The 19,459-nt window shown below is 46.9% G+C and carries 21 protein-coding genes and 1 tRNA gene; 15 read left to right on the top strand and 7 right to left on the bottom strand.

Annotated elements, in window-relative coordinates; all coding sequences use genetic code 11:
- Positions 1–6: 6 nt before the first annotated feature.
- The 5 genes from alr (at position 7) to B2U97_RS05565 (ending at position 6,719) form a co-directional block, all read left to right on the top strand.
- Entirely contained in the window at positions 7–1,098 is a 1,092-nt protein-coding gene (gene alr / locus B2U97_RS05585) for an alanine racemase (protein WP_034819326.1), read from the top strand.
- Positions 1,099–1,230: 132 nt separating this feature from the next.
- Complete coding sequence (locus tag B2U97_RS05580) at positions 1,231–2,619, top strand: cytochrome ubiquinol oxidase subunit I (RefSeq protein WP_273025464.1); 1,389 nt, start codon at positions 1,231–1,233, stop codon at positions 2,617–2,619.
- A 3-nt stretch (positions 2,620–2,622) separates the two neighbouring features.
- Complete coding sequence (cydB, locus tag B2U97_RS05575; RefSeq protein WP_011233306.1) at positions 2,623–3,624, top strand: cytochrome d ubiquinol oxidase subunit II; 1,002 nt, start codon at positions 2,623–2,625, stop codon at positions 3,622–3,624.
- A gap of 149 nt (positions 3,625–3,773) precedes the next feature.
- The gene (locus B2U97_RS05570; RefSeq protein ID WP_286823873.1) at positions 3,774–5,132 is read left to right on the top strand and encodes an amidohydrolase family protein; all 1,359 of its coding nucleotides are present in this window, start codon (positions 3,774–3,776) and stop codon (positions 5,130–5,132) included.
- Between the two features lie 27 nt (positions 5,133–5,159).
- The gene (locus B2U97_RS05565; protein WP_286823874.1) at positions 5,160–6,719 is read left to right on the top strand and encodes a serine hydrolase; all 1,560 of its coding nucleotides are present in this window, start codon (positions 5,160–5,162) and stop codon (positions 6,717–6,719) included.
- 45 nt (positions 6,720–6,764) lie between these two features.
- Here B2U97_RS05565 and B2U97_RS05560 read toward each other — a convergent pair whose 3' ends face one another.
- Positions 6,765–7,403, bottom strand: a complete 639-nt coding sequence (locus tag B2U97_RS05560; protein ID WP_034819318.1) for a glutathione S-transferase family protein — start codon at positions 7,401–7,403, stop codon at positions 6,765–6,767.
- A 126-nt stretch (positions 7,404–7,529) separates the two neighbouring features.
- Here B2U97_RS05560 and B2U97_RS05555 point away from each other — a divergent pair, with 126 nt between their 5' ends.
- Both B2U97_RS05555 and B2U97_RS05550 read left to right on the top strand, forming a co-directional pair.
- Positions 7,530–8,474, top strand: coding sequence for a helix-turn-helix transcriptional regulator (locus B2U97_RS05555; protein ID WP_034819316.1), 945 nt, complete (start codon positions 7,530–7,532; stop codon positions 8,472–8,474).
- A 175-nt stretch (positions 8,475–8,649) separates the two neighbouring features.
- A tRNA-Arg gene (locus B2U97_RS05550) sits at positions 8,650–8,726 on the top strand.
- Positions 8,727–8,978: 252 nt separating this feature from the next.
- On the opposite strand, the gene B2U97_RS05545 is transcribed toward B2U97_RS05550, so the two are convergent.
- The 5 genes from B2U97_RS05545 to B2U97_RS05525 form a co-directional block, all read right to left on the bottom strand.
- Complete coding sequence (locus tag B2U97_RS05545) at positions 8,979–9,602, bottom strand: hypothetical protein (RefSeq protein WP_286823875.1); 624 nt, start codon at positions 9,600–9,602, stop codon at positions 8,979–8,981.
- A 161-nt stretch (positions 9,603–9,763) separates the two neighbouring features.
- A complete protein-coding gene (locus B2U97_RS05540) occupies positions 9,764–10,189 on the bottom strand; it encodes a bifunctional diaminohydroxyphosphoribosylaminopyrimidine deaminase/5-amino-6-(5-phosphoribosylamino)uracil reductase RibD (protein WP_286830323.1) in 426 nt (141 codons plus the stop codon).
- A gap of 15 nt (positions 10,190–10,204) precedes the next feature.
- The gene (gene dprA, locus B2U97_RS05535; RefSeq protein WP_286823409.1) at positions 10,205–11,155 is read right to left on the bottom strand and encodes a DNA-processing protein DprA; all 951 of its coding nucleotides are present in this window, start codon (positions 11,153–11,155) and stop codon (positions 10,205–10,207) included.
- Positions 11,145–11,732, bottom strand: coding sequence for a ComF family protein (locus tag B2U97_RS05530; RefSeq protein WP_286823408.1), 588 nt, complete (start codon positions 11,730–11,732; stop codon positions 11,145–11,147). The genes dprA and B2U97_RS05530 overlap by 11 nt, the downstream gene beginning before the upstream one ends.
- A gap of 228 nt (positions 11,733–11,960) precedes the next feature.
- Positions 11,961–12,164 carry a helix-turn-helix domain-containing protein gene (locus B2U97_RS05525; RefSeq protein ID WP_286823407.1) on the bottom strand — a complete coding sequence of 68 codons (204 nt, stop codon included), beginning with the start codon at positions 12,162–12,164 and terminating at the stop codon, positions 11,961–11,963.
- 145 nt (positions 12,165–12,309) lie between these two features.
- On the opposite strand from B2U97_RS05525, the gene B2U97_RS05520 reads away from it, so the two are divergent.
- From B2U97_RS05520 to B2U97_RS05485, 8 genes are all read left to right on the top strand, one after another.
- Positions 12,310–12,549, top strand: coding sequence for a hypothetical protein (locus B2U97_RS05520; protein ID WP_286823413.1), 240 nt, complete (start codon positions 12,310–12,312; stop codon positions 12,547–12,549).
- Positions 12,542–13,720, top strand: a complete 1,179-nt coding sequence (locus B2U97_RS05515) for a tyrosine-type recombinase/integrase (RefSeq protein WP_286823406.1) — start codon at positions 12,542–12,544, stop codon at positions 13,718–13,720. The genes B2U97_RS05520 and B2U97_RS05515 overlap by 8 nt, the downstream gene beginning before the upstream one ends.
- 55 nt (positions 13,721–13,775) lie before the next feature.
- On the top strand, positions 13,776–14,690 hold the full coding sequence (locus B2U97_RS05510; RefSeq protein WP_286823405.1) for a hypothetical protein: 915 nt from the start codon (positions 13,776–13,778) through the stop codon (positions 14,688–14,690).
- Positions 14,691–14,746: 56 nt separating this feature from the next.
- Positions 14,747–15,274, top strand: coding sequence for a DNA-binding protein (locus B2U97_RS05505; protein ID WP_286823404.1), 528 nt, complete (start codon positions 14,747–14,749; stop codon positions 15,272–15,274).
- A 69-nt stretch (positions 15,275–15,343) separates the two neighbouring features.
- Complete coding sequence (locus B2U97_RS05500) at positions 15,344–15,847, top strand: hypothetical protein (RefSeq protein WP_286823403.1); 504 nt, start codon at positions 15,344–15,346, stop codon at positions 15,845–15,847.
- A gap of 436 nt (positions 15,848–16,283) precedes the next feature.
- Positions 16,284–16,826 carry a hypothetical protein gene (locus tag B2U97_RS05495; protein WP_286823402.1) on the top strand — a complete coding sequence of 181 codons (543 nt, stop codon included), beginning with the start codon at positions 16,284–16,286 and terminating at the stop codon, positions 16,824–16,826.
- 125 nt (positions 16,827–16,951) lie between these two features.
- Positions 16,952–17,878 (top strand): hypothetical protein, encoded by a 927-nt coding sequence (locus B2U97_RS05490; RefSeq protein ID WP_286823401.1) that lies wholly within the window; start codon positions 16,952–16,954, stop codon positions 17,876–17,878.
- Positions 17,830–18,234, top strand: a complete 405-nt coding sequence (locus B2U97_RS05485) for a hypothetical protein (RefSeq protein ID WP_286823400.1) — start codon at positions 17,830–17,832, stop codon at positions 18,232–18,234. The genes B2U97_RS05490 and B2U97_RS05485 overlap by 49 nt, the downstream gene beginning before the upstream one ends.
- A gap of 151 nt (positions 18,235–18,385) precedes the next feature.
- Here the strand turns inward: B2U97_RS05485 and B2U97_RS05480 are convergent, their stop codons facing one another.
- A complete protein-coding gene (locus B2U97_RS05480; RefSeq protein WP_286823399.1) occupies positions 18,386–19,360 on the bottom strand; it encodes a hypothetical protein in 975 nt (324 codons plus the stop codon).
- Between the last annotated feature and the right edge of the window lie 99 nt (positions 19,361–19,459).

Raw genomic sequence — 19,459 nt, 5'->3', positions numbered from 1 at the left:
AACCCCATGCATTACCGGCAAACTCGCGCTGAGATTTCTTCCTCCGCTATACAGCACAACGCTAAGTGGGTACGTCGTAAAATGGCGGGTGGAAAACTTCTGGGTGTAGTGAAAGCTGACGGTTACGGACACGGTGTAGCTCCCGCCGTTCAGGCGTTGACAGAGTTGGTTGATGGTATGGCTGCGGGTTTTATGGAAGAGGCCTTGGCGGTGCGGGAAAGCGGTTATAAAGGGCCCTTGGTAATACTGGAGGGCTGCTTCTCAGCTACTGAACTGAACCTGTGTTGTGAACATCAGCTGAGCCCGGTGGTGCATTGCGAACAGCAACTTGAGAGTATTGAGCAAGCGCAGTTGACTAGCCCTTTGTGGGTCTGGTTAAAAGTGGACACCGGTATGCACCGGCTTGGCTGGTCTGAAGAGCAGGCTCCGCAAGCATTAAAGCGCCTGCGTGCGAGCAAGAATGTCGCCGGTGTGACCTTAATGTCGCACTTAGCCAACGCCGATGCCGAGCATCGTTTAAACGCCCGTCAAAAACAGCAGTTCTGCCAGTTGTCGGAAACCCTTAAAGACTATCAGGCACGGAGCTTCCACAACTCAGCCGGACTTTTAAACCCGGATACTCAGTGGTCACTTCAGGATAATGACTGGGCCAGAGCGGGTTTACTGCTTTATGGTGTGAATCCGTCTACGGTGACTGAAGTGCAGGCAGAACTGAAGCCTGCAATGCGCTTAGTTGCTCCGGTTATTGCATTGCACCAGCTGGAAAAAGGCGAGTCGGTAGGTTACGGCAGCGGCTGGAGTGCCGATAAACCCAGTGTTATAGCGACAGTTGCTATGGGTTACGCTGACGGTTACCCAAGGCAGGCGGAAAATGGCACACCGGCAATGGTTCGTGGAAAGCGTGTGGGTTTGGCCGGACGAGTCTCTATGGACATGCTGACGATTGATGTTACCGGTATTGAAAATCTGCAGTTAGGCGATGATGTCGAGCTTTGGGGCCCTAATATTGACGTGCGAGAAGTCGCCGCCTGTGCTGATACTATTTCCTGGCACTTGCTGACCGGCGTTAGCGGCCGGGTTCCCAGAGTACTTGTATAGGTTTTTCGTTCATTAGCCATACAAAAAGTATGGCATTTATTAGTATTTATCCTACAAGTTTTACATCGGCACCCCTGATCTTTGTCAACAAAAGCGTATACTTGAGACAAACCTTAATTAAGGGTGCTTGCTATGTTTGAAAGTTTTGACGCACTGTTTTTAGCGCGCTTCCAGTTCGCGTTTACCATCGCGTTTCACATTATTTTTCCTGCCTTTACTATCGGGGTTGCTAGTTACCTGGCGGTTCTCGAAGGCCTGTACCTCAAAACCCGCAACCCGGTTTACCAGCAGCTGTTCCGTTACTGGGTGAAGATCTTCGCTGTGGCCTTTGGTATGGGCGTGGTCTCCGGTATTGTTATGAGCTACCAGTTCGGCACTAACTGGTCGGTATTTTCCGATAAAGCCGGTCCGGTTATTGGCCCGCTAATGGGTTACGAAGTTCTCACTGCGTTCTTCCTTGAAGCAGGTTTCCTTGGCGTCATGCTGTTTGGCATGAATAAGGTGGGCGAGAAACTGCACTTCTTCGCTACCCTGATGGTGGCAGTGGGCACTGCTATTTCTGCCTTCTGGATTTTATCGGTAAACAGCTGGATGCAGACGCCCGCCGGTTACGCGATGAATGACGTAGGGCAGTTCGTGGTCACCGACTGGTTTGAGGTGGTGTTTAACCCGTCTTTCCCTTATCGGCTGGCGCACATGCTGCTGGCAGCCTATTTAACCGTGGCTTTTGTGGTCGGCGCAGTGGGTGCCTGGCATTTGCTGAAAGACAAAACCAACGCCGCAGCTCGTAAAATGTTCTCCATGGCCATGTGGATGGCGTTAATTGTCGCTCCGCTGCAGGTTCTTGTCGGAGACTTCCACGGACTAAATACGCAGGAGCATCAGCCGGCGAAAGTCGCGGCAATGGAAGGGCACTTCCATACTGAAGCCCGGGCACCGCTGTATTTATTCGGGGTGCCGAACCAGGAAACTGCGGAAGTGGATTATGCTCTGAAAGTTCCCGGTCTTGCCAGCATCATTCTGAAACACGACATAGACGCAGAAGTGACCGGTCTTGATCAATATTCACGGGAAGACTGGCCGCCGGTGGCTACCGTATTCTGGGCCTTCCGGATAATGGTCGGCGTGGGCATGCTGATGGTACTTGCCGGACTCTGGTCAGGCTTCCAGCGCCTGCGCGGCAAACTGTACGACAATAGAACCTTGCTACGTTTCAGTTTATTTATGGGACCTATGGGCTTTGTCGCGGTCATTGCCGGCTGGATTGTCACCGAAGTGGGGCGTCAGCCCTGGGTGGTCTATGGCCTGCTGCGCACCGCCGATGCGGCATCGCCCATCGACAAAGCCGGTGTGGCGGGCAGCCTGATAGCCTTTATTGTGGTGTACTTCCTCGTTTTTGGTGCGGGTACCTTCTACATTCTGCGCAAAATGGCGGGGAACCCTGAACAGGTCGCCATTCCCGATTACGCTAAACACAAGCCCACTATGGCCGCTGAGCGCATCTACGATGAGGAGGTGTAAGCTATGGATTACGCACTGATTTGGGCAATATTAATTTCGGTCGCCGTATTTGCTTACGTCGCACTTGATGGCTTTGACCTGGGGATAGCGCTGCTGTTTCCCTGGTTCAAAAAAGAAGAAGACCGTGACGTGATGATGAACACCGTGGCGCCGGTCTGGGACGGTAACGAAACCTGGCTGGTGTTGGGCGGTGGTGGTCTGCTGGCGGTGTTCCCGCTGGCTTACTCGGTGCTGATGCCGGCGCTGTATATGCCTGTTATTGCCATGTTGCTGGGGCTTATTTTCCGCGGCGTGGCCTTTGAGTACCGTTTTAAAACCAAACGCGCCAAAGGTATCTGGGATTTATCCTTTATTACCGGCTCGCTGATAGCGGCAATGAGTCAGGGCATTATGCTGGGCGCTATGCTGCAGGGCATTCAGGTAACAGACCGCGCTTATTCCGGAGGTTGGTTCGACTGGCTGACGCCATTTACTATTTTCTGTGGTGTGGCGGTAGTTATTGGCTACATGATGCTGGGCGCGACCTGGCTGGTGATGAAAACCAGCGGCGATCTGCAGCGTCAAAGCTACCGTGCCGGCTGGTACACCACGATATTGCTGGTGGCCTGCATTGCGTTTGTGAGCCTTTACTTACCTTATGTCGATATGTTTATTGCCGAGCGTTGGTTCACTTACCCGGCCTCTGTTGGCCTGTGGGCTTTGCCAATACTGCTGGCGGTGATGACCATTGGTTTGCTGCGTTCGCTGCATAGAAAACAGGAAGGACGGCCCTACCTTTGGGGTTTGGGTATGTTCCTGTTGGCTTACACCGGCTTTGCAGTCAGCATATTCCCCTATTTGGTGCCCCGCAGCATTACCCTGTGGGAAGCCGCCGCACCGGACAACAGCCTGAAGTTCTTACTCGTGGGTGCCGTGTTCCTGTTGCCGATAATTTTCGCTTACACCGGCTATACCTACTGGGTGTTCCGAGGCAAGGTTGACCCTGACAGCGGATACCACGACTGATGAAAGCTGTACTTAAGAAGTGGTTGTGGTTTGTTGGCTTATGGTGTCTGGGTGTTCTGGCCGTCACTTTAGTTGGCGGCCTTATCCGCTGGGCTTTATTGTAAGCTTGCGCTAGGCTAAAGGCAGACTTGACGCCGGAGGCAACCAAAATGAAATTGACTCACCTTCTGGCCGCAACTGTTGCGGCCTTATTTTTATCTGCGTGTAACAATGCAGAGCCCCAGAACAATGAAACTCGTAGTGCTGATTATGTCATTAAAAACGTGACCCTTGTTGACTGGCTTAAGGGCGAGCCCAATGTTAGTGAGCAGCAGACGTTAGTGGTTAATGACGGATACATCAGCGGTGTGTTTGCGAACGCTGAAGCCCCTGCTTTTGACGACAATACGCAGGTCATTGATGCCGAAGGGCAATACGTTTTGCCAGGCATGGCAGAAATGCACGGTCATGTGCCGCCGGCAACAGACTTTGGTGACTTCCCCAAACGCTACGCCGACGACATGTTGTTTTTGTACGTTGCCAATGGTGTAACAACGGTGCGTGGCATGCTGGGTTATCCGCACCAGTTGCAGCTTAAGTCCGATATTGAGTCGGGCAAGCGCCAGGGTCCAACGTTGTATTTAGCTGGCCCCAGCTTCAGTGGCAATACCATTGAGTCGGTTGAGCAGGTGACGAAGCGGGTCATTGCACAACGCGATGAAGGGTGGGACTTACTGAAAGTGCACCCCGGGTTAACCCTTGAAGAGTATGAGGCCATGGCAAGTACGGCTCGCCAGGCGGGCATGGACTTTGCCGGACATGTGCCGGCAGATGTCGGATTAAAACGCGCCATGGAGGCAGGCCAGAGAACCATTGATCACCTGGACGGTTATCTCGCTTACGTTGATGCTATGAACAGAGAAATAACGCAGGATGAACTCGATTTGCTGGTTTCTATGACGCTGGAAAAAGACGTTGCGGTTGTGCCCACCCAGGCCTTATGGAAAACCCTGATAGGTGCGGCTGATCCCGACAAACTGAAAGACTACCCGGAAATTCAGTTGGTACCAAAGGCGGTTCGTGAAGGCTGGCTAAACTATTACGATAACCCCAGCAGTTACTTTAATAAGGAACAGGCGCAAGTGCAGCAGGAAAATAGGCAAAAGCTGTTGCACGCCCTGCACGAAGGCGGCGCGGAAATCATTTTTGGAACCGACGCACCCCAGTTATTCAGTGTTCCGGGTTACTCCATACACCACGAAATACAGCTGATGTCAGAAGCGGGTATACCTATGGCTGATATTCTGCGTTCCGCCACGGTAGCGGCAGGTGATTACTTTGCTGATGAGGATACCTTTGGACGCATTGCTGCCGGGCACCGGGCTGACTTTATTTTGTTAAAGGATAATCCTCTGGAGAACGCCGATACCCTGCGTGAGAACCAAGGGGTTATGGTGCGCGGACAGTGGCTTAGTCGTGAAGCTATTGATAAAAAAGTTGAGGAAATTCGGGCGGCTTACGCTGACTAAGGGCTATTGATAATAAGGAACCGATAAATGAAACCGTTATTTAAAATATTAAGTTCAGTTTCGCTTGGCGTTACTTTGCTGGCCAGTGCACCTGTTTGGGCGCAAAGCGCAGACAGCATTCGCAATACCGCCGAGGAAACGCTGGAGGCGTTTAACATTCCGGGCCTGGCCGTTGTTGCGGTTAAAGACGGCGAAGTGATTTTAGCCGAGGGTTTCGGCGTGCGTGATATAGACAGCGGTGAGCCGGTAAATGCCAATACACTGTTTGGTATTGCTTCAAACACCAAAGCTTTTACCGCAGCGGCTATGGCAACGCTGGTAGAGCAGGGGAAACTCAACTGGGACGACAAAGTTATAGACTACATTCCTGAGTTTCGTTTGGCCGACCCGGCTATTACTCAATCTCTAACAATTCGCGATATCCTGAGTCACCGCTCGGGCCTTGGTCTGGGAGCGGGCGACCTAATGATCTGGCCTAACACCGATAAGTCCACCAGCGATATTCTTGCCGGGCTGGCGCACGTACCTATTGACCACGGTTTGCGCGAGCGTTTCGCCTACAACAACTTGATGTTCGTAACGGCCGGTGAAGTTATCCACCGGGTTACGGGCATGCCATACAGAGAATACGTTGAGAAAACCTTTTTTCAGCCTTTGAATATGGACGAGAGTGTTATTGGTTTTTCGCATATACCTGAAAGTAATGACAACGTTGCGGTAGGCACTATTGAAATGAACGGTGAGCTGCATCGTTTCCCGCTAGATTTTCTTGAAGATTTTGGTGCAGCAGGTGCGACCGCAGCAAGTGTTGATGATTTAAGTAACTGGTTGATCACTCAGCTGCAGGGCGGCGTGAGCCCATCGGGTGAACGCCTCTTTTCAGAAGACTCGCAACAGGCCATGTGGCAGTTAACCACACCGTTGGGTACATCACCTGAAGCTGCTGAACAAGGAACGTATTTTGGTGGCTACGGCATGGGTTGGTTCGTAAAAGACTACCAGGGCGTGAAGCGGGTGTATCACAGCGGGGGCATTCTGGGCATGTTGTCGCTGACCACACTGATACCTGAAAAGAACTTTGGCATGGTAGTTCTGAGTAACCAGCAGGCTTTTGGTGGTTTAACCGCAATTACCGAAGAAGCCCTAGAAGACTTGTTAGATTTGCCCGACCGCGACTGGGTGGAGGAAGAGCAGCAAAAATATCAGGCCTTTATGAAAAGAAAAGCCGAGTTCGAGGTAGAAGAGCCTGAAAAAGTAAGAGCCGCGCTGCCGCTGGAAAGCTACGCCGGTACTTATAATGACGCCTGGTATGGTGACGTAAAAATTAGCTACGAGCAGGACAAACTGCGCATCAATTTTACTCACACTCCTATGCTGCAAGGCACCTTAGAGCATTATAACGACGACACTTTTATCGTGCGCTGGGACGAGCCTTTACTGGAGGCTGATGCGTTTATCGACTTTAGCGTGAACCGCAATAATGAAGTGCACAGTGCAACGCTGGAAGCCGTAGCGCCTTATACCGATTTCAGCTTCGATTTCCATAACCTGAATTTGAAAAAACAGAAGCAGGAAACCGGTGATTAAAAGAGTCAGCAGCCAGAGCCTTCTGGCTGCTTATTTTCAGACGCTCTAGCCTTTACTTAATTCGTCATCGAGTTTCGTTGCTCGCTGGAAAGCGGGGCGCTTCTCAATTCGTTCAACATAACGTTTGAATGAGTCGCGCTCCTCCAGCGTTTTGAACTGCATGCCCCAGCTAATATGACTACCAACGTATACATCTGCCGCGGTAAACTGCTCGCCACAAATATAAGGTCCTTTAGAAACGGCTAATTCAAGAGCTTTCAGAACATCGTCGTGACTACCAGAGCCAACCATTTGCAGGTTATCTTCAAGGTTCCAGCCACAGGCTTTGGCGCTGTTGGCCATTTCCACCGGACCGGCCGCAAAGAATAACCAACGGTAGTAAGTTCCTCGCTCCGGGCTGTCCAGCGGTGGCGCTAAGTTCTTTTCCGGAAACTGATCGGCAAGGTAGGCACAAATGGCGGCGGTTTCCGTAACAACCAAATCGCCGTGTTGTATTGCCGGCACCTTTCCTAACGGATTAACTTTCAGATACTCGGGCGTTTTCATCTCGCCATTGTAGTTAAGTACTTTGACCGTATACGGCTGGCCAACCTCTTCCAGCATACGACGAACAATGCGTGCCCGGGACTCAGGGTTAGTATAGAAAACGATTTCTTTGTTGTTTTTAGACATATTTTCTTTCATAGCTCAGCTCCTTTTTATTATGGGTTTTACTTCTGATAAGAACTATATTGGTTATATAGGTCATAATTAGTCCTATATAAAAATATTTATCTAAATTTATTTTCATCGCCTTTTATCAGGAAAATTATGAACGGCCCGACAACACGAGTACTCGCTTTACTGGAGTTATTGCAGTCCCACAAACGTTTGAGCGGTGCTGAAATTGCAGAAATGCTAGGCGTGGATAAACGCACAGTCAGGCGCTATATCAGTGCGCTTGAGGAGTTGGGTATTCCGGTTACCACAGAGCATGGCCCTCATGGAGGCTATATGCTGGTTGCCGGTTTTAAGCTGCCGCCTATGATGTTTACTCATGAAGAAACTCTGGCGCTCTCGTTAGGCTTGTTGGCAGCGAAGAGTCTTCAGCTGACCGATGCCTCGCCTGCGTTGACCAGCGTTCAGGCGAAACTTGAGCGCGTTATGCCAGAGCATATTCAGGCAAGGGCCCGCTCCATTACACAGCATACAAACCTGTTATTGCCCGACTCTGGGCTGCCGCAGGAACAGTCGTTATTAATGCCGTTAATGGAAGCCATAGAGAGCCAGCGGCGGGTACAAGTTGTGTATGTTGGCAAAGCTGAGCCCGGGCAGCAGCGCGAGCTCGATCCTTACGGTATGTTCTATAGGCTAGGACACTGGTATATAGGCGGATTCTGCCATTTGCGCCGAGCGCTCCGTACCTTTCGATTAGACCGTTTAGCCGAAGTGACATTACTTAAAGCAACCTTTGAAAGGCCTTTAAACTACAACGCTGCCGAGCAGTTCAAACAAAGCCTGTGCGCCATGCCAGGCAACCTGAAAGTGCGAGTTTTATTACATACGGACCTGGACACAGCGACCCGCGAGCTAGGCACAAGCGCCAGTATTTTAACCCAGGAAGACAACGCGATATTTATTGAAACCGTGGTAGACAGCACAGAATGGTTTGCCTGGTGGCTGGTTCGCTTACCTTTCGACTTCACCATTATAAGCCCCGACAGCTTAAAACAAGCCTTGCGGCGCCGAGCCGAGCAGCTTATAGGTTATTGTTAGTGGTACATGCGCGGTTTGCAGCACTGGACATTGCAGCGGATATTCCCTAAAATCCACGCCTGCTCTGAAGACTCCTAACTACGCGCCCGTAGCTCAGCTGGATAGAGCGCCGCCCTCCGGAGGCAAAGGTCATTCGGTAAATAGGCACAGTGGTTAGAAGTCAAAATTTGGAAATGCGCCCGTAGCTCAGCTGGATAGAGCGCCGCCCTCCGGAGGCGGAGGTCACAGGTTCGACTCCTGTCGGGCGCGCCATTCCCCTGGCCTGCAGCGATGTTCAGCCTTACCTACCTACTCTAAATTCTTCTCTTTGCTGTTTTTTCTGCGTGACCGCTAGCTGTTGTGACTGATTTGAGGCTGGATCAGGGCTGTGTCCATTCTGTGTCCAGATTGTGGCCGTGGTTGCGGCTGATAAATTAGCGGATGTAAATTTTGACCTTTGCCTAATCTAATAATAAAACGAACTCCTCCAGAGAAAAAGTAATGGGCTCACTACATGCTTTATTTTTATTTAGCAGGTGGAGCTGTGTAGTAATTTCCGTTCTCGCTCCAGAACTCTAACCAGCCTGAGTCGTTCATAACGAAATATTCGCCAAACTTGTTTTCTTCAACATCCTCAATTTTCGTTCCGTGTTTTATATCGCTTAATGTTACTTCATGCTTGCCAATTTCACCTGGCCCGAAGACTTGAGCAATATAATGCTTTCCGTTTTCGCTATACAAATACATCGTTGTCTCCAAACCGTTTTTGGCATCCCACTTCCCTATTATCTCACCTACTATTCCGGGATCTACTGATTCAAGAGCGTCTTTTTCCGCAGTAGTTTTGCCCATAATATTTACATTCAATATTGGATCGTAGTCGGTTCTTGCCCAGTAAACACCCTGCGGGTTTTCTCTAAGTCGATATGCAATGAATACACGGTCATAGTCGCTGTCTTTACTGTAGATCTCTTCAGCGATTTCTCTTAGGGTCTCTTTAGACACTCTTTCCGGAAGCATTACTTCTACTGTCCTTTTAATATCTCGCTTTGATTCGTCTTTTAAAACTTTATAATCAAAACTTGGTTCTTCAGGCTGAGAGCAGGCTGTTAGTATAATTGCAGATAAGAAGAGCAATGCTTTTTTCATTCTAAGACTCCATTCTTTGTATTAAGCGTGAATAGGAATACTACAGTAAACAGAAGTGCTCAACCTTTAATCGAGTTTAGGGGTCTGGAAAGACTGAAAATCCGTGTGGTTATAACCTAATCCCTGTTAAACCATAGCTTTCTGGTTTTTAGCGAAACTATTTATGATTTTGCTAAATAGGGGGAAAGGAACTGTGCTACCAGTTCAGCACACAGGCCGACCTCAACTTTTACGCCTCCCGCCGTTAGTATCTCTGCGCCTTTACCATTGTTTCTGATGTCTGGGTCGAGCATTGCGATAACCACATGCTTGATGCCCGAAGCGAGAAGTGTGCTCGCGCAAGCAGCAGTCCGGCCGACAAAAGAACAAGGCTCTAAAGTAACGTATGCAGTAACGCCGCTTAGGTCCCCTGAATGAGCATTTAAAGCCTCTACTTCTGCATGACTTCCACCAATAGCTTGCGTAAAGCCTTTGGATATTACTTCGTCATCTTTAACCAGCACACATCCGACAGGAGGGTTCGGTTCACAATGCGGGAGTGCCTGTTTGGAAATATTCAAAGCTTCCAGCATGAATTTTTCAGACATTTGGAACCTTAAGTTTTATATTTTCAGTTGGTAATCTTCCAAGTGCTTTTTTGTTAGGCTGAGTTTTTCTATAATTTTTTGGTAATCCGCCTTTGTGGAGATTGCTGTCGCATTTAAGTCGTTGACCATATGCATAGTCCCCTCTGAATTTAACGAAAGAGGATTATGAATCTGATGAGGGACAACAGCAAATAGTGGGCGGTTTTGGTCAACACAAAATTTGGCCTGTGTTAACGAACCACTTTTGATTTTTGCCTCTATAATGATTGAGCCAGCAGATAAACCTACTTGAATACGATTTCTGGGTACAAAATGATGCTTTTTGGGTGGCACTCCCACTGGATGTTCTGAAATCCAGGCGCCACCAGACTCAAGAATCTGAAACCCTAAGTCAGCGTTAGTAGCGGGGCTTGGTTTATCTAGTCCACCGGCTAATATAGCTATAGTTTTACCCTGAACCTCTAGGCAACCTCGATGGGCTGCTGCATCTATACCAAGGGCTAATCCGCTTACTACTGCCCAATCGTTTTCTGCTAAATACTTAGCTACGCGCCTAGCTATCTCTTTACCGGCATCAGTCGCCTCGCGAGCACCAACAATTGCAACCCCAGGAAGGGTGTCAAATATATCTTTATTACCACGAACAAACAGCATTGGGGGAGCGTCCTTAATTATTCTTAAATAATTTGGATAACGCGGATCATTTATGCAGCGCATTGAAACGCCGTAGGATTTGTTTTTCTCATGAAACCATCTAGCATCATCCCAGTTTTTGTTACTAAGCAAGTCGGCACTGGGAAGTTGTTGAGACAGTAGTAAGTTTGCATGTTTCAGGTCAAAAGATTGCGACCCAGCTGCTGGCGTTAGTAATACCTTTTTGATTCGAGCTGAAGTTACATTTTTTTTCATCAATGCAAGAGTCAGCACTTGATAAAAGTAGTAAGCCTTCTTTTCGTTAATCATCATTAGTTCGACCCAATGCAACCATTACGACTCTTTGCGCACCAGCTGATAATAGTAATCTCTTGCATGCAAGTAGACTGCTACCAGTGGTAGTTATATCGTCAAACAAGTAAACCGTCTTATTTTCTATCTTTTCAGGGCAAGTAACCTCTATTGAATCTATATGAAGTTGTTGGTTTCTAGGTCCACCATTAGCGGCTTTAGGAACGGTTCTTGTTCGTCTTAAATAATTTTCGTCGTTCTCAAAACAATACGTTTCTTTGATATTACCCATTAGTTCGATAAGACCTGCAGAAACATTATTTTCCGAGTGGGATGGTACGACACAAAATATTTTTGGAGACGTGTCAAGTAACTTTGTGATCTGTCGATTAGTTAAAACTTTAAAGAAAAACCTAACAGCTGGTTGTCTCCGTTTATACTCAGTATTCTTGAGGTTTAAAAGGGTATTCGTGATTTTATCTATTTTTGGGTTTTGACCAGAGTTCCAAGGATGATAATCATATAAATACATAATGTTATCGTAGTCTATGGTTTCATAAACTTTTGTATATTGGGTTGGTAGCGACCTCATATCCATTGATTCTTCCCTCAAGCGCTATTGAATACACTTCATCAGCTTATAAAGTCATGCTAACGGAAATAGCCAAAATTACTAGTTGCTTTAAGCGGCTATTTATAGTCATTAACACAAACTAAATTATTCATAGGATTCATTACTTTGGCTATTCAAATCTAGAAATTGGACCTGCCTGTAACAGGTTTTGAATACAATAGGCTTATCGTCACGGTAAAACAATCAGCCAACTTAGCGTTCGACAAGCTCTAAAAGCTCACCAACTTCACAATCGAAGTACCTACATAGCGCTTCCAAAGCAGCGAAATCAATTCGCTGAGCGGTTTCTTTATACAACAATGTCACGGTATTGCGATTCAATCCAGTATCGCGTGCAACGTCCATTATCTTGAGCTTTCGCTCGCCCATCATCCGCGCTAAATGACACTTAATCATGACTGCCTCTCAAGAAATGTCATCTTAAATGACAAAAAAACATTGCAAATGATATTTTGCGTGTTAATATGTCATTCAGGATGGCAATTTGAAGTTTAGAAATACGTTATGCCATTCAGTGTATCAACCAACTGAGGAGTTTGCCATGTTAAATGACATGACGCTTTTAACGACTGCCGAACTGGCAGAGAGGATTAAATATGATCCTCGCACTATTCGAGAGCAGCTGAAAGATTCGGTGCTGCATGAGGGCATTCACTACATCCGCCCTTTTGGAGGCAGAAAGATCTTGTTTCTGTGGGAAGCTATTCAGCGTGACATAGGTCAGGAATCGTCGAGTTCGCTTGCTATTCCAATGGCAAAAGGAGCCGTAGCTCATGGGTAGTATTAACGCTCGTCCCGAGACCGGGAAATTGTTCATCGATTTCCGATACAAGGGCAAACGCTGTCGCGAGCAAACTTCTCTTGCGGATACCAAGGAGAACCGCAAGCGGGTGCAGAAGCTCCTTGATCGGATTGAAGCGGAGATTACTCTCGGCACCTTTGATTATGCCAAGCACTTTCCGCATAGCCCTCGGGTGGAGCAATTCAAAGCGATGCAGATACAAAGTCAGCATTTAGACACGCCGCTTTTCAGTGATTTCGCGGAAACCTGGTTTGCTGAAATGCGTATTCAGTGGCGGACATCTCACGCAGATACGGTCAGAAGGACACTGAATGGTTATCTGGTTCCAGCGTTTGGAGATAAAGAGGTTGGCCGCATCACCAAAGCGGAAGTTCTTGAGTTTCGGGCCTCACTCGCCAAAGTTACAACCCGAAACAAAAGACCATTATCACCGTCGCGGGTAAACCACATCATGACGCCTTTGCGCATGATTTTGAATGAAGCAGCCAACCGCTATAACTTTAGCTCACCTTACCAAGGAATTAAATCGCTTAAAGTTCCACGTACGGATGTTGAACCATTCTCCATCGATGAGGTGCGCCTCATCATCGAAAAGGTACGCCCCGATTTTCGGGACTACTACACGGTGCGCTTTTTCACTGGTATGCGAACTGCGGAAATCGATGGCTTGCAGTGGGATGCAGTGGACTTTGAACGTCGGCAAATCATGGTCAGAAGCACGATCGTTAACGGTGAAATACAGAGCACCAAAACTGATGGCTCGTTCCGGGCGATTGAAATGAGTCAGCTGGTGTTCGATGCGCTTAAGCGACAGCAGCAGGCAACAGGAGATATGAAGTTTGTCTTTTGTACACGCAATGGCTCGCCGCTGTCGCATAACAACGTCACTAAACGCGTCTGGTACCCGCTGTTACGGCATTTGGGGTTACGTAAACGCCGTCCTTATCAAACCCGCCACACGGCGGCCACGCTCTGGCTGGCAGCAGGGGAGAGCCCTGAATGGATTGCCCGTCAAATGGGCCACACAACAACAGAAATGTTGTTTCGGGTGTACTCCCGCTATGTACCTAACGTGACCCGCCAGGACGGCTCAGCTTTCGAGCGGCTGCTCAAATCTAATTTCAACGACTTTAAGGCAGGTGGTGAGTAAGCGCAGCGCTTCGCTCTTATCCCGTTAACGATTTAATATTTCTTGGAGAATGACTATGAATACAACAACTCGTGAAACTGTACAGCCGCTTTTGATTGATGCTGCCATTTATCGACGTTTTATCGGACGTTATTATCTTTCGGCTTTAAAGGCGGTTTCGCCTGAGCGAGACAATGAAGTGTTTGAACTGACGCTTTCTGATAGCTCTGGCGACCTTACAGTTATTGCACGACATGACCAAATTGCAGATGAGGTTATTCTTGAGCACACCATGATCCATGTTGAAGTTGCAGCGCTACCAACTCGCGTTGGAACTGTTCGGGTATGTAAGAATTTAACTTGCGCTGCAGCCAGCAAGCGTCTGGGTAATAGCTTGTCGGCTCTCCCAATCTCTCAATGCCCTCGACCCGCGGTGTTTCAAGCCTTTCTGGTGCTATATGCTCGCATCCAATCAACGTTAATGCGGCGCTTTATCGATGATGTGTTGCTCCAGCCAAAAATCGGGATCTCATTCCTGCAATGCCCGGCAACCATCAGGTCTCATCACGCATATGTCGGAGGCCTGATTGAGCATGCTGTTGAGGTTGCGTGGAATGTGTCAGGTGTTCATGCGCTTACGGATATTGAGCGTGATGTCGCGGTTGTCGCTGCGCTGTTGCACGGTGTCGGTAAAACACGAACGCTGAGTGCTGGTGCTACGAAAACCGCCCTGGGTACTCTGGTCGAGCCTGAGTTGCTGACACTCGAGGTATGTGCTGATGCGTTACATAACCTTGAAAGCCACTCACCATTGTTGGCTAATCAACTGCGTTATATCTGGACGTCTGGCATTTTTCGCGAGCACACATGCGGTCAAAACGAAGCCTTGCTCTACGACGTTCTAGCTCGCTCAGTTAAGAGTAGTAAGGTCAGTCAGCAATCGATGGCATTTCTTGCTGAGGCCGAGATTGATACACCGGCTTTTGTCTAAGTACTCACGAAACTTTAATTTCATTAATTAAATTAATTTCGAAAAAGGAGACTGCGATGGCTCGTCACCCAGAAGTCACGGAGCAGGAAATTATCGACGCCGGCTTAGAGCTGGAAAAACGAGGAAAGCGCCCGAATCCGGGCGCTATTCGCGTTCAGCTGGGCGACCGTGGCGGGCTAGCTCGCATTAAGAGTATTTGGCAGGCTTACTGTGATAATCGAGATGACCCACTTTATGACTGCAACCGAGAGAACTTAACGTTTGATTCGCTTCCTAATGTTTATGCCGAAAACGTCCAGACCTTAATCGGTAAAGTCACTCACGCAATGGAGCATATGGCGATTGCTGGCTACATTGATGCTCAGAAGCTCTTCGAGCGACGCCTTAAAAGCCTTGAAACGACTCATGAACAGGCACTAGAGCATTATAAGGAAAGTGAACGCTCTGCAGATGAGTGTGTCCAGAAGTTGGAAGCTGAACTTGATGAGTTACAGATCGAGCTCGATGGTCTTGCACAGCAAAACGCAAAATTGTTAATCGAAAACGCGGAAATGCGAGGCAAGCTGGAAGCAATAACTAGCTGAAGTTCTAATACCAGTCAATGCTTCATCTGTCCGATCAATTCCACACCACGAAATTAAAAAGGACCCACTATGAAACCGGAATATATGAGTTTTTTCATGCTTGCACCTTCGAGCCTTTTGGAAGCTGCTGAAAATCAGATACAAGTTGAACTCGATAAAACCAACGGCGAACTCTTCCATTACCAACCGCAAACGTTTCGAGGATACAACCTGGGGTGGCCACGTGGCGATGTTCAGGGGCTATTGCAGTTCTTTTCCGATGTCGGGTGTGTTTTTTCTCAGTATCGCCTCGCGTATTCACTGCTGCCCGAAAACCTTGAGGAATGGCCTTTAAAATCAGAGTATTTGGCTTTTTATTATGCTCTGAGTGCAACTGAAATCCGGTTGAATTTACGTCATGATGACCGAGTAAATGGTGCGTTTCGCGAGTTCGAATGCAGTAACGAATTTGTTCGTTACCGGTTTATGATGAACGAGTTCATTAAACGGTATGCAGAGTCGCACTCGATTTCGTCGGATATTATTGAGCATTTCAAAATGCTGCAACCTAGGATTGGAGGGGGTGTTCAATAGTCGGAGGGAAGATTCTGCACAGCTGAAATTCAGTGATTCGGCATTAGTTCAGTTAAACGGGGCCAGTACTGCTATTAGCCCCTTATTAGTTAATTCTTACATCCATTGCGTTTGCAAGTAACCGGTGCAGTAGTGTTGCTCCAGTGTGAAGGATGGTCGTTCGTATTTTCACCGCACCCTGTTGTACCACCTTTTTGACCTTTATGAACAACGCTCTCTCCAGAGTCTGGTGGTGTGTGTCGCACAGCCATATTATTTTCCTTAATTAGACTTGCCAATAGTGGCATATTCAGCCTAGGACAATTTGCGCTTATGTAAAGAAATTGTCATAGTCAATGCGTCAGAATTTGGAGCTCCGATGCCCTAGTTTGACCAGACAACTCTATAAAGTATTAATAGGTATGCGGCAATAGGGGATGCGGACTTGAATGAATGCATGATAGATAGAATTATTTCTGGGAACAAACAGCTGGCCTCTTTTTGGGGGAGCAGTCACGGTTGGGCACCCAAAGAAGCTGCAGATCTTATGTCCAAGTCTCGTCTTGATTGGCAGGTTGAGCTCTCTAAGACTCTGAAGCTTTGGAGCTTTCAAGAAGTTGAACACGGGCAGTTGATCATGGCTTGGGCAAATTTAGGGGCTTTAATCGAAGGCACATTGAAACTCTTTCTAGCTGCGTATTACCTAGACTATGTAAAAGATGGTGAAAACTTTAAGTTTAAAGGCGAGGTCGTCAGTCCGGATTCATTAGCATTAGAAAAACTCAAACAGTTCTATCGCAAAAAAGAGTTACTAGACAATGATTGGTTTCCATACATCGATTTGGTTCAGGTGAGAAGGAATGCCATACATGCTTTCAAAGATCGTCCCATCGGTAACCCGCTAGAATTTGAAAAGTGCGTGGAGAAATATCTAGATTTATTAATTACTATTAACGGTATGCTGCCTTACCCAGAGGAGATGCGGGAGCCATGTTTTTAATTTCAAATACGGATTACGCATCTAGAGTGAGTATAGCAGTAAGGTAAACTAAAGCACTTGCACCCAAAGCAAAAGTAGCATGACTTATCATGATGCTGCCAATTGCAGTGTTAAAAGGAGATAGTATGTCTACCGATAGCAGTGGAGGTTCAATTAATGAAGTCGCAGTCAACAAAGACAACGTGAAGGTTGAGCAGCCTACAAGCGCACTTTTCTATCGGTATCAGTCAATTAATGAGCTAACGCTAGGGAATTTGAAGCGAGGAGAATATTTATTTTCCACTCCATCTGAACTAAATGACGGAAACGAAGGCTATCCAAAGCTCATTTTACAAGGTGATAAAGAGGCATACTTACGCTTTTCTTATTGGGTGTTTTGTCGATGCTCTGAGGAAATTATAAGACCTAATAGTCATGAAATTTTTGAGTCAGGTAAGATATTCAATCTTGTTGCCCGGGAAGTATCGAAGCTATCTTCTAAGAGGCCACTCCAATTTCAAAGCTTCAAAGAACTAGTCCGAAGTGCCATGGAGAACTTAAAACTGAATGACGACCCTCTCCTCGGCGTTTTGGTACCGAAATTAGACGATTACCTAGTTGAGCTATTACTTGTCGACATTAATAGAACCTATTCGACACTATCCTTTTCTAAATCGCCTTTTAATCCGACTATGTGGGGACATTATGCAGAGGCCGATAAAGGTTTAGTCATAGTTCATGAATCTAAAGACAGTGAAATTCAAGTTCAGCTCCCTATTGATACATTTGTGACGGTTCAAAAAGTTAGTAAAGAGATTAATGGTAATAGTTTTGAATTTAATGAAATAGGGGCTAGTAAACGAGGTGAACTAAAGTTGCAAAACGTTTCCTATCGGAAAAGCAGGCCCCAAATAAATCTTATTCACTGGTTTAGTCATAAATTATTCTTTTCTGAAGCAGAGGATCACTACGACTACCCGGCTGAATTTAGTGCAAAGCAAGCGCCAAAAGACTACGAAAGTTCATGTTGTATAAATCTTCTAGCTGGCGATACGAGCAGGAAGCTAGATTAATACTTGAAGGTTTGGATGGCTATCAGCGTTTCAAGAATACTAAAGAGAACAGAATCGCGATTGTCGGAGGGATTACGGCGGTCATTCTGGGGCGGCGGATGTCACGATCTAGTGCTGAACGGGTAGTTTCTGCTTTGCAAATACTGGTTCAAAATGAAAATTCGTTGAATCCAAAAAATGTCATGATTTTGAGGTTAGATGCAGATGAAAATCGCTTTGAGTATAAACTTAAGGTCATCGGTAAAGTTGGGGTCAAAAACAACATATCCAACTTTGTGGCCAAAGCTCAATTTTCGCCCGAAGATATCAAAAAAGCACAACTCTTGGTTGAGCGTGTGACCTTTCCCCTGAAATAACATCGAATTTTCAATGAGATTTCAATTTTTATGCCACCTGTTTTGTGAACTCGTGGCGGTTCAGTGTACAGAAATGATCTGAGGGCGAATATTAGAGTTTTGAAATGTGAATATTCGCCTCGCCAGCTCGTCAATTATAGGCGCCCAGGTCTCAATGCAAGGCCATGATTTCTGATGGGTGGTTATCGTCAACCGTGTTTGAAACAAGATTTTTGATGTAATTCAACAGCGATGGTAGGTGCTCGAAATTACAGACAATGAACTGCGAAAAGTATTTATCTAGTAGATATCTCTCACCCTCGATAAGCCCGTTAATGATGTCGCTAGGTGCGAGTTGAGCTTGGCCGAACGCAACCTTGCGGGATTGCAGTTGCTGTAAATACTCCATATCAAACCGAAGATTTTCACCAAACTCCCGGCTGCAGTGCTCTTCAAATACGCGCTCAATACTTCTGTATGTCACGAGATAGGGAACTTGTTCAGCAATGTCCTCAAGCTGCTTTGATCTCTGTAATGAGTCGAGAGAAATTTCTGAGTTCGCAACATATAGTGGAGCATTAGTTACAATTAAGGGGCAGATAAAAAATGGGACTGACGTAATAGCTGCAGCATAGGCGACTTCATTGATACTATGCGTGAATAAATGCGGTAGTGAAAACTGCGATCGTCGTAAAAACTTATCTATGAGTCTTATCGAATCGGAGCCCCTATTGCATCCAAATTCTATACCATGACCAGCACAAGGTAGCCGCTCTTCAAACTCATAAGTATGGTCGGACGCCAATGAATTCATGGAAAACTCATCAATTGCTCGAATGGTTGTGCCAAGTGTGTATTCAGATAAGTCAGGTTGGTTAGTATCAGGGAAAAAGAGCCAGCTGGCGGTGCTCTCTCGCATCTGACAATCAATATGTAGCGACACATCAGACGTAATCGAATCAGGATCTCCGAAAGGCGTGAATCCAACGGCATTTATGGAGATGGGCCGGTCATCACCTTTCATTCCAGAAGAGAACATGCTTGAGTTTGTTGAAAATCCAGCTTCTACGAGTGTTCTTGAAACCAAGAATTCAAGAGTAGCATCCGAAGCAAGTAAGTGTTTTTTCCAGTCAGCATCGTTTTTCATAATTAATTCCTTGTTGATAATTTGACGACATCCGTGACGTATGCGAACGCTGGCACAATTTGGTTAAAGAAAATTAAAAATTCAAGTAGTTTGAGTTTT

Origin of the sequence: Idiomarina sp. UBA3176 (assembly GCF_002364295.1) — a bacterium.
Lineage (GTDB): Bacteria > Pseudomonadota > Gammaproteobacteria > Enterobacterales > Alteromonadaceae > Idiomarina > Idiomarina loihiensis.
This window is presented reverse-complemented; position numbering and strand designations above follow the sequence as displayed.

Coding starts and splice junctions, on each gene's coding strand:
- alr (WP_034819326.1), top strand. CDS start 7: ATGCATTACCGGCAAACTCGCGCTGAGATTTCTTCCTCCGCTATACAG.
- B2U97_RS05580 (WP_273025464.1), top strand. CDS start 1,231: ATGTTTGAAAGTTTTGACGCACTGTTTTTAGCGCGCTTCCAGTTCGCG.
- cydB (WP_011233306.1), top strand. CDS start 2,623: ATGGATTACGCACTGATTTGGGCAATATTAATTTCGGTCGCCGTATTT.
- B2U97_RS05570 (WP_286823873.1), top strand. CDS start 3,774: ATGAAATTGACTCACCTTCTGGCCGCAACTGTTGCGGCCTTATTTTTA.
- B2U97_RS05565 (WP_286823874.1), top strand. CDS start 5,160: ATGAAACCGTTATTTAAAATATTAAGTTCAGTTTCGCTTGGCGTTACT.
- B2U97_RS05560 (WP_034819318.1), bottom strand. CDS start 7,403: ATGAAAGAAAATATGTCTAAAAACAACAAAGAAATCGTTTTCTATACT.
- B2U97_RS05555 (WP_034819316.1), top strand. CDS start 7,530: ATGAACGGCCCGACAACACGAGTACTCGCTTTACTGGAGTTATTGCAG.
- B2U97_RS05545 (WP_286823875.1), bottom strand. CDS start 9,602: ATGAAAAAAGCATTGCTCTTCTTATCTGCAATTATACTAACAGCCTGC.
- B2U97_RS05540 (WP_286830323.1), bottom strand. CDS start 10,189: ATGTCTGAAAAATTCATGCTGGAAGCTTTGAATATTTCCAAACAGGCA.
- dprA (WP_286823409.1), bottom strand. CDS start 11,155: ATGATGATTAACGAAAAGAAGGCTTACTACTTTTATCAAGTGCTGACT.
- B2U97_RS05530 (WP_286823408.1), bottom strand. CDS start 11,732: ATGGATATGAGGTCGCTACCAACCCAATATACAAAAGTTTATGAAACC.
- B2U97_RS05525 (WP_286823407.1), bottom strand. CDS start 12,164: ATGATTAAGTGTCATTTAGCGCGGATGATGGGCGAGCGAAAGCTCAAG.
- B2U97_RS05520 (WP_286823413.1), top strand. CDS start 12,310: ATGTTAAATGACATGACGCTTTTAACGACTGCCGAACTGGCAGAGAGG.
- B2U97_RS05515 (WP_286823406.1), top strand. CDS start 12,542: ATGGGTAGTATTAACGCTCGTCCCGAGACCGGGAAATTGTTCATCGAT.
- B2U97_RS05510 (WP_286823405.1), top strand. CDS start 13,776: ATGAATACAACAACTCGTGAAACTGTACAGCCGCTTTTGATTGATGCT.
- B2U97_RS05505 (WP_286823404.1), top strand. CDS start 14,747: ATGGCTCGTCACCCAGAAGTCACGGAGCAGGAAATTATCGACGCCGGC.
- B2U97_RS05500 (WP_286823403.1), top strand. CDS start 15,344: ATGAAACCGGAATATATGAGTTTTTTCATGCTTGCACCTTCGAGCCTT.
- B2U97_RS05495 (WP_286823402.1), top strand. CDS start 16,284: ATGATAGATAGAATTATTTCTGGGAACAAACAGCTGGCCTCTTTTTGG.
- B2U97_RS05490 (WP_286823401.1), top strand. CDS start 16,952: ATGTCTACCGATAGCAGTGGAGGTTCAATTAATGAAGTCGCAGTCAAC.
- B2U97_RS05485 (WP_286823400.1), top strand. CDS start 17,830: ATGTTGTATAAATCTTCTAGCTGGCGATACGAGCAGGAAGCTAGATTA.
- B2U97_RS05480 (WP_286823399.1), bottom strand. CDS start 19,360: ATGAAAAACGATGCTGACTGGAAAAAACACTTACTTGCTTCGGATGCT.